We start from the raw sequence: 10,889 nt of genomic DNA, 5'->3' as shown, positions 1-10,889 counted from the left end.
GCCGGGCACCGGCACCTGGGCGGCGACGGCGATGCGGGTCGGGCGGCTTTCCGGTTCGGCGGCGCGCGCGATCATCGGCGCGGTGCGGCGGCCGGCATAGGCCTGCGGGAAATTGGCTTCCAGCAGCTGGCGCATGCGCGCGTCGCGCCAGCCGCCGGAACGGCCGCCGAGTACGACAGCCACCAGCTGGCGGTCGCCCCGGCGGGCGGAGGTCAGGAGGTTGAAGCCGGACGCGCGGGTGTAGCCGGTCTTGATGCCGTCGACGCCCTGGACGCGGCCGAGCAGATGGTTGTGGTTGCGGTGATTGACGCCCCGATAGGCGAAGGAATAGGTCTGGAAATAGCTCCAGTAGCGCGGGAAATGGTCCTGAATGGCCCTGCCGAGGGTGGCGAGATCCCGCGCGGTGGTCATCTGCTCGGCATCCGGCAGACCCGAGGCGTTGCGGAAGGTGGTGCGGCTCATGCCTAGCGAGCGCGCGCGCCGCGTCATCAGCGCGGCGAAGCGCTCCTCGTCGCCGGCGATGTTCTCGGCGATCACCACGGCCACGTCATTGGCCGACTTGGTGACGAGCGCGCGGATCGCCTCTTCCACCGTGATCGTCGAGCCCGGGCGCACGCCGAGCTTCGACGGCGGCTGGCTTGCGGCCTCGGCCGAGACACGCAGCGGCGACTGCAGCGAGAAGCGGCCCGCTTCGATCTGCTCGAACAGCAGGTAGAGCGTCATCACCTTGGTGACGGACGCGGGAAAGCGCTGGGCGTCGGGGGATTCCTGATGCAGCGTCTGGCCGGTCTTGGCATCGATGACGATGGCCGAATAGGCCGGCATGTAGCCGCCATAGCGGCGCGGCCGCGCCTCGACCGTGTGGGGCAGGGCCGTCGCGATCGCACCCGCCGTGACGGCCATCATGGCAAGCCGTCTGACGAGATGCCCTGACGCGGTCCGACCAGCGCCGACTGTGGTCGCCATTGCACCACCCCTGAACTCCAGGCGGCCGATGCCTTCTGGCGACCGGTCCGCGTCCCTGTCCCTCGCGTGTTCGAGGTCCAGCGCGGATCTGCCGGCCTTGCGAAACCGACGGCCCGAAGGGCCGCCGGCGACGCAACACCACTCTCGGCGATACGCAGCCGTACTCTTGACGCCGCTCCCCGTTGCTCACGGGTAACGTAGGACGAACGCTATCGTGTCGCGGTTGCCAGTTGGTTAAGCGAATCAGCCCGAATCGCGAAAGAAAGCCGGCATGCTGATCGCTCGATCAGTGTTAGTGGCTTGATATTGTTGATGTTGCATCGCACATTGTCGTTGACGCAGTGCAGCAAGGCCGGTAGGTGATTTCTGTCCCCAGGACCACTTTTCCTGGCGAAAAATTAAACCCCGGCGGCGCAGCCGCGGCAGGAGTCATGTCATGTTCCAGAATTTCGATGACGTGCAGAAACTCGGCAAGGATGGTCTCGATCGCACCGTCAAGAGCCTGACCGCTGTGACCAAGGGTTACCAGGCGATCGCCGCCGAATTCGTCGACTACGCCCGCAAGTCGGTCGAGGACGGCACGGCCGCGGTCGAGAAATTCGCCACCGTGAAGAGCCTCGACAAGGCGCTCGAGCTGCAGTCGGAACTGATCAGGGCGGGCTATGAGGCGGCCGTCGCGCGGGCGACCAAGATCGGCGAGCTCTATGCCGACCTCGCGAAGGAAGCTGCGCAGCCCTACGAAGGCCTGTTCGGCAAGGTCGCCGCGCGCTGAGCCGCGGTTTTTGACTGGCGGACGATTGTTTTCGAGGCCCGATGCCGCCGGCACCGGGCCTTTTTTCCGTCCGGCTATTGGGTCAGGCGCAGCTGGGTGATCTCGGTGGCGATGCGCTGGAAGACCGGCCCGAGCTCGCTCGCCTGGGCCACCGAATAATACATGGTGGTCTGCGAGGCGCAGCGGCGCAGCAGGGCGGCATCACCGTCGATGACGCGGATCGTATAGAGGCGGATGCCATTCGCCTTCACATTGGCGCAGGCCGCGTCGGTGCGGGCATCGATCTCGGTGCCGCTGGTGCTCCAGCGGTTCTGGGTGTTGTCGCCGTCGGTGAGCAGGATGATGATCCGCTCGAGTTCCGGCTCCTGCGCGACCGTGCGCGCATTGGTCAGCGGCTGGGCCGGGGTCAGCATGTGCAGGCCCCAGGCCAGCCCGATCGTGACATTGGTATTGCCGGACGGGTTCATCGCCGCGATCTTGTTGGTCAGGGCGGTCCAGTCGGTGGTCAGGGGCAGGATGGTCGCGAGCTTGCCGGTCGAGCAGTTGCGGGCCGGAAAGGCCGTATCGCTGCCCGAGGGCACCGTGTCGTCGGTGTCGTAGGGCTGGTTGCGGTCGATGACGCAGCCGGTCCAGCTGCTGGCCGTGGTCGTGCCGGAAAAGCGCAGCCAGCTTTCGTCGCGATAGCCGGTTCCGACATTGACCTGGGTATCGAACGGCACGATGCCGACACGCACCGCGTCGGGCCGGTTCGGCGCGGCCCGGCTCAAGGTGTTGACGAGATTGGTCGCCGCGGCCTTGAGCGCGTCCATCTTGCCGGCGCTCGCCATCGAGCCGGTATTGTCGAGCACCAGGACGAGGTCGATCTTCTTGGTGCGCCAGATCGCGCTGGCCGTCGCGGCGACGGTCGCCGGGCCGCTGTTCATGAGGCTCGAGGTCAGCGCCAGCTGGCCGCTGCCGTCGACGGTGACGGCCGGTCCATCGATGCGCGCGCTCACCTGCAGATTGGTCAGGGAGGAGACGCCGAGATTGGCCTCGACGATCGCCCGGGCCGTCGGCGTCGGATCGCCGGTCAGCTTGCCGTCCGCAAGCTGGCGCGCGACCGTCAGCGCGGCAATGTCGACGGCGGCATGCAGCCGCGTCTCGGCCTCGCTGACGCGCGTGATGTCCACGGCCGCGATGACCATGACCATGATCGGATAGATCGCGATGGCCAGCACGACCGCGACCGTGCCGCGGCGATCGCCACGGAATTTCCGGATTAGGCTCGACATCCGCCCGATCGCCCCATGCCCGCGACCCAGCCCGAATTTCTCGCAGGACTTTGGTCTGCGCCCGCCCATTCGCGGCGTGAGAGAAATCCGGGCCCGAGGGGCCACTGTAGCGGGCACCCGATAAGCAATCGGAATCGGGCGGGTTTCAATTGTCGGATCATTGTCCGGCGGGCATTTACCCGCCGTTGACCACGCGGTTCCAAAGGCGCGCTGCGAGACCTCCCGCAGGCGGGCCTTACGTAGCGGCGTGCTGCGTCAGCAGAGCGCGCGTCGCTGCCGCAACGTCAGGCTGGCGCATCAGGCTCTCGCCGACGAGCAGCGTGCGGATGCCGACCGCCGCAAGCCTTGCGACATCGGCCGGCGCCGCGATGCCGCTCTCGCCGACGATGATGCGATCCGCCGGGATCTGCGGCGCGAGCCGCTCGGAGGTGGCGAGCGTGACCTCGAAGGTCCGCAGGTTGCGGTTGTTGATGCCGATGAGCCTGGACGGCAGGCGCAGCGCGCGATCGAGCTCGGCCTCGTCGTGCACTTCGACGAGCGCGTCCATGCCATAGTCATGGGCGGCCGCGACCAGATCGGCGGCGAGCGCATCGTCGACCGAAGCCATGATGACCAGGATGCAGTCGGCGCCCCAGGAGCGCGCCTCGGCGACCTGATAGACGTCGTGCATGAAATCCTTGCGCAGCGCAGGCAGGCCGGTCGCTGCGCGGGCCGCGGTCAGGAATTCCGGCGCGCCCTGGAACGAGGGCGCATCGGTGAGGACCGAAAGGCAGGCGGCTCCCCCGGCCTCGTAGGCGCGGGCGAGCGCCGGCGGGTCGAAATCGGGGCGGATGAGCCCCTTGGAGGGGCTCGCCTTCTTGATCTCGGCAATGAGGGCGGTGCGGCCGTCCGCGTGACACATGCCGATCGCCTGGGCGAAACCGCGCGGTGGCGCCGCGCCGCGCGCCTCGGCATCGAGCGCGGCGAGGCTCTTCGCGGCCTTGGCCGCGGCGATCTCCTCCAGCTTGTAGGTCTCGATCCGCTTCAGGATGTCAGCCATGGGTCTCTCCGCGCTCGGCCGGCTGGGATACCGCGACGAGCCGTTCCAGCCGGCTCATCGCGCCGCCGCTGTCGATCGAGGCTTCCGCCATGGCGAAGCCTTCGGGCAGGGTCCTGGCTTTGCCGGCGACCACCAGCGTCGCCGCCGCATTGAGCGCGGCGACGTCACGATAGGGGTTGCGCGCGCCGGCCAGCACCGCGCGCAGCGCCGCCGCATTCTCGGTGGCATCGCCACCCTTGAGGGCGCCGGGCGGGCAGGGTTTCAGCCCGACATCGCCCGGACTGACCTCGAAGGTCGAGACGCGCCCGTCCTTCAGCTCGGCGACTGCGGTCGGGCCGGTGCCGGTGATCTCGTCGAGCCCGTCCGAGCCGTGCACGACCCAGGCGCTGGTGGAGCCGAGATTGTTCAGCACCTCGGCCAGCGGCTCGACCCATTGGCGCGAGAAGACGCCGACCATCTGCCGCTTGACACCGGCCGGATTGGACAGCGGGCCGAGCAGGTTGAAGATGGTGCGGGTGCCAAGCTCGACCCGGGTCGGCCCGACATGTTTCATGGCGGGATGGTGGGCCGGGGCGAACATGAAGCCGATGCCGGCCTCGCTGATGCAGCGCGCAATGTCCTCGGGCGTCAGGTCGACCTTGACGCCGAGCGCCATCAGGCAGTCGGCCGCGCCCGAGCGCGAGGACAGGGCCCGGTTGCCGTGCTTGGCCACCGGCGTGCCGGTGCCGGCGACGATGAAGGCGGCGCAGGTCGAGATGTTGAGCGAATGCGAGCCGTCGCCGCCGGTGCCGACGACGTCCACCGCGTCGGCCGGAGCCTCCACCGTCACCATCTTGGCGCGCATGCTGGCCACCGCCGCGGTGATCTCCTCGACGGTTTCGCCGCGCACGCGCAGGGCCATCAGGAACCCGCCCACCTGCGAAGGCGTGGCATCGCCCGACATGATCATGTCGAAGGCGCGCAGCGCTTCCGCGCGATCGAGACTGGCGCCGTTCGCAACCGTCGCGATCAGGGACTTGAACTGTTCCATCAGCCGCGCCTCCGGGTGTCGTTCCATGCGGAGGCGAGGCCGAGGAAGTTGGCGATCAGCCGATGGCCATGCTCCGACGCGATGCTTTCGGGGTGGAACTGAACGCCGTGGACGGGGCGGTCCTTGTGCATCAGGCCCATGATGATGCCGCCCTCGGTTTCGGCGGTGACCTCCAGCGCGTCGGGCAGGCTCGACCGCTCGACCACGAGCGAATGGTAGCGCGTGCCGTGGAACGGGCCGTTGATGCCGTGAAACACGCTGCGGCCGGAATGACTGATCTCCGACAGCTTGCCGTGCATGGGGGCGGGCGCCCTGACGACCGTGCCGCCGAAGGCCTGGCCCATGGCCTGGTGGCCGAGGCAGACGCCGAGCATGGGAATGTCGGCGGATGCCTTGGCGACGAGATCGAGGCAGATGCCGGCTTCGTTCGGCGTGCAGGGACCCGGCGACAGCACGATGGCATCCGGCCGCGCCGCGATCACCGCCTCGGCGCTGGTCTTGTCGTTCCTGACGACGTCGACCTCCGCGCCCTGGCCGCCGATATAGTGCACGAGGTTCCAGGTGAAGCTGTCGTAGTTGTCGATGAGGGTAATCTTCATTGTCCCCTCCCGGCGCGCGCGGCGGTCTTCACAGCTTCGTCGGCCGCGGTCAGCAGGGCTTTCGCCTTGTTCACGCATTCGGCCTGTTCCATGGCATTGACACTGTCGGCGACGATGCCGGCTCCGGCCTGGACATACATGACGCCGTCCTTGACCACCGCCGTGCGCAGCACGATGCAGGTGTCCATGGCACCGGTCGCGGAGAAATAGCCGACGCAGCCGGCATAGAGGCCACGCTTCTCCTTTTCCAGCTCGTCGATGATCTGCATCGCCCGCACCTTCGGCGCACCCGACACGGTGCCCGCCGGAAAACCGGCGGCCATGGCGTCGATCAGGTCGTGGCGCGGATCGAGGTCGCCCTCGACGTTCGAGACGATGTGCATGACATGCGAATAGAACTCGAGGAAGAACTTGTCGGTGACGTTGACCGAGCCGATCTTGGCGACGCGGCCGACATCGTTGCGCCCGAGGTCGAGCAGCATCAGATGTTCGGCGCGCTCCTTCTGGTCGGCGAGCAGGTCGGCGCCGAGCCGCTGGTCGTCGGCCGGCGTCGCGCCGCGCGGCCGCGTGCCGGCGATCGGCCGGATCGTGACCTTGCCGTCACGCACCCGCACCAGGATCTCCGGCGAGGAGCCGGCGACCGAGAAGCCGTCGAAGGCGAGATAGTAGAGGAACGGCGAGGGGTTGACCCGCCGCAGCGCGCGATAGAGCGAGAACGGCGGCAGCTGGAACGGCGTCGAGAAACGCTGCGACAGCACGACCTGGAAGATGTCGCCGGCCGCGATGTATTCCTTGGCCTGGTCGACCATGGCCGAGTAGTCCGCGACACTGGTATTCGACACCAGCCCGTCCATGATCTCGCCGTGGTCGGGCAGGGGCGTCTGCTTGTCGAGCGGCGTGTCGAGCGCATCGACCACGGCGGTGAGCCGGTCGACCGCGCGGTCATAGGCTGCGCGCGCCGACTGGCCGGGCTGTGGCCGTACCGGTGTGACGACGGTGATCTGGTCCTTCACCGCATCGAAGACGAGCACGACGGTCGGCCGGATGAACAGGGCGTCGGGCAGGCCGAGCGGGTCCGGATTCACATCGGGCAGGTGCTCCATCTGGCGCACCATGTCGTAGCCGAGATAGCCGAAGACGCCGGCTGCCATCGGCGGCAGCCGGTCGGGGACGTCGATCTTGCTCTCGGCGAGCAGCTTGCGCAGCTCGACGAGCGGAGCGTCGGGCAGGGGGGCGAAGGCCGTGCGGTCGACGGCGGGCCGCCGGTTGATCTCGGCGACCGACCCGCGGCAGCGCCAGATCAGGTCTGGTTCGATGCCGAGAATGGAATAGCGGCCTTTGACGGCGCCGCCCTCGACCGATTCGAGGAGGAAGGCGTTCGACTTCTGGCCGGCGATCTTGAGATAGGCGGAGACCGGGGTCTCCAGGTCGGAAACGAGTGCCGTCCAGACGACCTGCGGCTTGGCGCTGGCGTGAACGGTCGCAAAGGCCTCGAAGGCCGGTTCGATCTGCATTGTCGTGTCTCCCGCGGGGAGCGGGCGGGCCTTAGCCGCCGTCGCCACCGCCGATCGCGCGGCGCAGCACCGTCTGGTTGATGCTGACTCCATAGTCCTTCTGCAGGCGCGCGATGTACTGACCAAGGATGTCGTCCTCGATCGACTGGGTGAGTTGAGCCTGGGTGCGGGCGTCGACCGCGGCGTCGGCCGGGACGGCGATGTCCTCGGTGACGAACACGATCCGGTCGATGCCGTCGGCGGCCGGCGCATTGCCGGCCTGGCCCTTCGGCGTGGCGAACAGGGCCTGGATCGCTCCGGTGCCCCAGTCGCCTTCGGTCGTCTGACGCGTAAAGGCTCGGCTGGTCTTGACCTCGAGGCTGAGCGGAGCGGCGAGTTCTGCGAGCGTCTTGCCCTGGCGGATCGCCTCCGTCATCTCGGTCGCCGCTTTGGTGATGCGGCCCTTCACCTCGTCCTCACGCCATCGGGCTTCGACGCGGTCCTTGACTTCGTCGAGCGTGCGGTCGCGCGCCGGCGTGATCGCCGCCACCTCGAACCAGATGAAGGCGCCGGTCTCGCGGACCTGCACCGGATCGTTCTCCATGCCGACATCGGCGCGGAAGGCGGCCGGCAGCACCAGATTGGCGCCGGTCAGGTTGAGCTGCACGCCGGCCGGGTCGGCGCCGGTCTGATCGACCGCGTCGACGACGCTGACGGTGAGGCCGACCTTGGCGGCAATGTCGGCCAGCGGCAGGCCGGTCGCGCGCTCGCGCTCGACCTTGTCGTGCAGGTCGTTGACCGCATTGCGCGCCAGTTCGACGGCGAGACGGGTGCGGGCCTGCTCGCGCAGGGCCTCGGCATTGATCGCGTCGATCTTGGTGACGCGCACCAGGACCGTGCCGAAACTGCCGCGGATCGGATCGCTGACGGCGCCTTCGGCGAGCGCGAAGGCGGCGTCGCGCACCTGCGCGTCGGCCACCTCCGCCCGCGCCAGATGGCCGAGCGTCAGATCGGTCTCGGAAATATTGCGCTCCTTGGCGACCTCGGCGAATTCGAGACCGGCCCGGATACGGGTCAGGGCTGCCTGCGCCTCCTCGGCGCTCGGAAAGACGATCTGCTGGATCGTCCGCTTCTCGCCGGTATCGCGCAGGCGCTGGACCTCGGCGTCGATGTCGGCATCCGGTACCTGCACGAAGGCGGCCTGATCCTGCGGCGACAGGGTGAGCAGAACCAGCTTGCGGTATTCCGGCGCGCGGAAACTTGCCTTGTTGGCTTCGAAATAGGCCTGCAGCACGCTCGCTTCGGGCGCTGGCACATCGCCGGCCGCGCGCGCGCCGATCGTCACGAACTGGGCGGTGCGCGTCTCCGCCTGGTAGCGGGCGAGGGTGTCGATCAGGAGCTGCGGCGTGCCGAGGCGATCGGAGACCGCGCCGGCGAGCTGCTGGCGCACGGCCAGGCGGCGCTCGATATCGATATAGCTCTGTTCGGTGAAGCCGTTCTGGCGCAGCAGTTCACGGAAGACATTGATGTCGAACTGGCCGGAGGGGCCGCGGAACGAGGGCGAGGAGACGATGCGGGTGCGGATGGTCTCGTCGTCGATGCCGAGGCCGAGCTGGCGGCCGCGCTCGTCCAGCGTCGCGTCGGTGACGAGCTGGCTCAGCACGCGCTGCTCGATGCCGAAGGAGCGGGCCTGGTCGGGCGTCACGCCGCGGCCGAGCATGCGGCCGAGATTCTGGACCTCGCGGTTGTACATGGTCTGGAAGGTCTGCTGCGAGATGTGCGTGCTGCCGATGGAGGCGAGCGTCGTCGAGGTGCCGCCCCGGAAGATGTCGCCGATGCCCCAGATCGCAAAGCTGCCGACGAGCACGCTCATCAGGGCGATGAGCACGTAGCGCATGAAGCCCGTGGCGAAAGTGGTGCGAATGCCGGTCAGCATGCCCGTGCGGTCTCCGAGGGACGGCGGTTGGTGGTCCGATGCCGGCATCAGCATGCCATCAAGCCCGGGTGCTCAGGCAGATGCCGGATTCGCCAGGGACCACTAGCAACTCTTCGAGCCCGAGTGGAGCCTTCGATTCGACATGCGCTTTGCGCCCGGTGCCGGACGGGACGCGAATGCCGAATTCGCTCCGTTCGCCGTGAGGGGGCCAAAAAAGTTGGCGGAGCATAGTGACCGCCCCGTTTCCGGGCAAGCGCATGCGCTCGTCTTGTGTGTCTTTCGCTGGTTTTTGCGGTCGGCGCCCGAGCCGGCAGCGGAAGCAGGACGAAACGGACCCGGAATCAAGGCATTGGCCGGCGTCCTTCAGTCGCGGTGGACGGCCCGGGTGCCGAAGGCGCCGAAACGCGGACCCCGGCGGTGGCGCGGCCGGGCACGCGGGCCGGGCTCACTGGCCCCATCCCGCGCCATCTGGTAGCAAGCCGGCTGACAGGATTGGAAGGAGGTCTTGATGGCGTTGCGTCCGTTGGTCGCCGGCAACTGGAAAATGAACGGGTCGAGGAAGGCGCTTGCGGAAATCGGCGCCATGGCAGAGGGCTACGATGCCGCCCTGAGGGCCAGGGTCGACTTGATGATCTGCCCGCCGACGCCGCTGATTCACCAGGCCGCGCTGCAGGCGCTGGGCACGCGCATCGCCATCGGCGCGCAGGACTGCCACTCGGAAACATCAGGCGCCTTCACCGGCGACGTCGCCGCCGAGATGCTGGCCGAGGCCGGCGCGAGCGCCGTCATCGTCGGCCATTCGGAGCGGCGCCAGTATCACGCCGAGACCGATGCACAGGTGGCCGCCAAGGCCTTCGCGGCGATCCGTGCGGGCCTCACCGCCATCGTCTGCGTCGGCGAGACGCGGGCCGAGCGCGAGGCCGGCAAGGCGCTGACCGTCGTCGGCCGGCAGGTGCAGCGCTCCGTCCCCGAAAATGCGACACCCGAGACCGTCATCGTCGCCTACGAGCCGGTCTGGGCGATCGGCACCGGCCTGACGCCGACCGCGGCCGACGTCGCCGAGGTCCATGCGCTGATCCGCAAGAAGCTGGTTCGCCAGCATGGCAAGGACGCCGCCGGCATCCGCATTCTCTATGGCGGCTCGGTCAAGCCGTCGAACGCGCGCGAGCTGATGGCGGTCGCCAATGTCGACGGCGCGCTGGTCGGCGGCGCCAGCCTGAAGGCGGCCGACTTCCTCGGCATCGCCGCCGCCTATCGCTGAACCGCGGCGGGACGGCCGGCCGGCGGCGCGTCGTCGCGGGCCGGACGCGAGGCTGGCGAAGGCCGGCGGAGCTGCCTATATCGCGTGGTCGAGGGCCGCTTTCCGGCGGGCTGCCGCCGCGGCTTTCCCCATGCGAGCGAGGCTTGCCTTTTCCCTGCTGGTTCGGGGTAGGCAAGCCGGAAACGATCGTGTAGAGACCCGCTTTCCTTGTCGCGAAGGACCGTCGAGCTCCATGCAGAGCATCATTCTCGCCGTCCATCTGATGATCGTGGTCGCACTGATCGTCGTCGTTCTGTTGCAGCGCTCCGAGGGCGGCGGCCTCGGCATGGGCGGTGGCGGCAATTTCATGTCCTCGCGCGGCACGGCCAACGTGCTGACCCGGGCCACCGCCATCCTGGCGGCAGCCTTCTTCTTCACCTCCATCGTGCTCGCCGTGCTGGCGACCCAGGCGCGCGGACCCCGCTCGTTCCTGGAGCGCGGCACGGCGCCGGCCGCTCCCACCGCCCCGGCCACGCCCGGCGC

The 10,889-nt window shown here is 68.5% G+C and carries 10 protein-coding genes; 3 read left to right on the top strand and 7 right to left on the bottom strand.

What is annotated here, in order from left to right; translation table 11 throughout:
• Nucleotides 1-906: D-alanyl-D-alanine carboxypeptidase family protein (locus OZ671_RS31275; protein WP_268864323.1), on the bottom strand; the 906-nt coding region annotated here is incomplete at its 3' end.
• Between the two features lie 496 nt (nt 907-1,402).
• Between OZ671_RS31275 and OZ671_RS31270 the strand changes: the two genes are divergently transcribed.
• Nucleotides 1,403-1,738 carry a phasin family protein gene (locus OZ671_RS31270; protein ID WP_268864322.1) on the top strand — a complete coding sequence of 112 codons (336 nt, stop codon included), beginning with the start codon at nt 1,403-1,405 and terminating at the stop codon, nt 1,736-1,738.
• 74 nt (nt 1,739-1,812) lie between these two features.
• Here OZ671_RS31270 and OZ671_RS31265 read toward each other — a convergent pair whose 3' ends face one another.
• The 6 genes from OZ671_RS31265 to OZ671_RS31240 all read right to left on the bottom strand — a co-directional run bounded on the left by OZ671_RS31265 (nt 1,813) and on the right by OZ671_RS31240 (nt 9,106).
• Complete coding sequence (locus OZ671_RS31265) at nt 1,813-3,009, bottom strand: vWA domain-containing protein (protein ID WP_268864321.1); 1,197 nt, start codon at nt 3,007-3,009, stop codon at nt 1,813-1,815.
• Between the two features lie 235 nt (nt 3,010-3,244).
• The gene (trpC, locus tag OZ671_RS31260) at nt 3,245-4,048 is read right to left on the bottom strand and encodes an indole-3-glycerol phosphate synthase TrpC (RefSeq protein ID WP_268864320.1); all 804 of its coding nucleotides are present in this window, start codon (nt 4,046-4,048) and stop codon (nt 3,245-3,247) included.
• Nucleotides 4,041-5,078, bottom strand: a complete 1,038-nt coding sequence (trpD, locus tag OZ671_RS31255; RefSeq protein ID WP_268864319.1) for an anthranilate phosphoribosyltransferase — start codon at nt 5,076-5,078, stop codon at nt 4,041-4,043. The genes trpC and trpD overlap by 8 nt, the downstream gene beginning before the upstream one ends.
• Entirely contained in the window at nt 5,078-5,677 is a 600-nt protein-coding gene (locus OZ671_RS31250) for an anthranilate synthase component II (protein ID WP_268864318.1), read from the bottom strand. Before OZ671_RS31250 ends, trpD begins: the two co-directional genes overlap by 1 nt.
• A complete protein-coding gene (gene trpE, locus OZ671_RS31245; protein WP_268864317.1) occupies nt 5,674-7,191 on the bottom strand; it encodes an anthranilate synthase component I in 1,518 nt (505 codons plus the stop codon). Before trpE ends, OZ671_RS31250 begins: the two co-directional genes overlap by 4 nt.
• 31 nt (nt 7,192-7,222) lie before the next feature.
• Complete coding sequence (locus OZ671_RS31240; RefSeq protein WP_268864316.1) at nt 7,223-9,106, bottom strand: peptidylprolyl isomerase; 1,884 nt, start codon at nt 9,104-9,106, stop codon at nt 7,223-7,225.
• A gap of 508 nt (nt 9,107-9,614) precedes the next feature.
• Here OZ671_RS31240 and tpiA point away from each other — a divergent pair.
• Together tpiA and secG are read left to right on the top strand one after the other, a co-directional pair.
• Nucleotides 9,615-10,367, top strand: a complete 753-nt coding sequence (gene tpiA / locus OZ671_RS31235; RefSeq protein WP_268864315.1) for a triose-phosphate isomerase — start codon at nt 9,615-9,617, stop codon at nt 10,365-10,367.
• Between the two features lie 232 nt (nt 10,368-10,599).
• Nucleotides 10,600-10,889: preprotein translocase subunit SecG (gene secG / locus OZ671_RS31230; RefSeq protein ID WP_268864314.1), on the top strand; the 290-nt coding region annotated here is incomplete at its 3' end.

The sequence above is a fragment of the Phreatobacter sp. AB_2022a genome (assembly GCF_026847585.1).
Lineage (GTDB): Bacteria > Pseudomonadota > Alphaproteobacteria > Rhizobiales > Phreatobacteraceae > Phreatobacter.
This window is presented reverse-complemented; position numbering and strand designations above follow the sequence as displayed.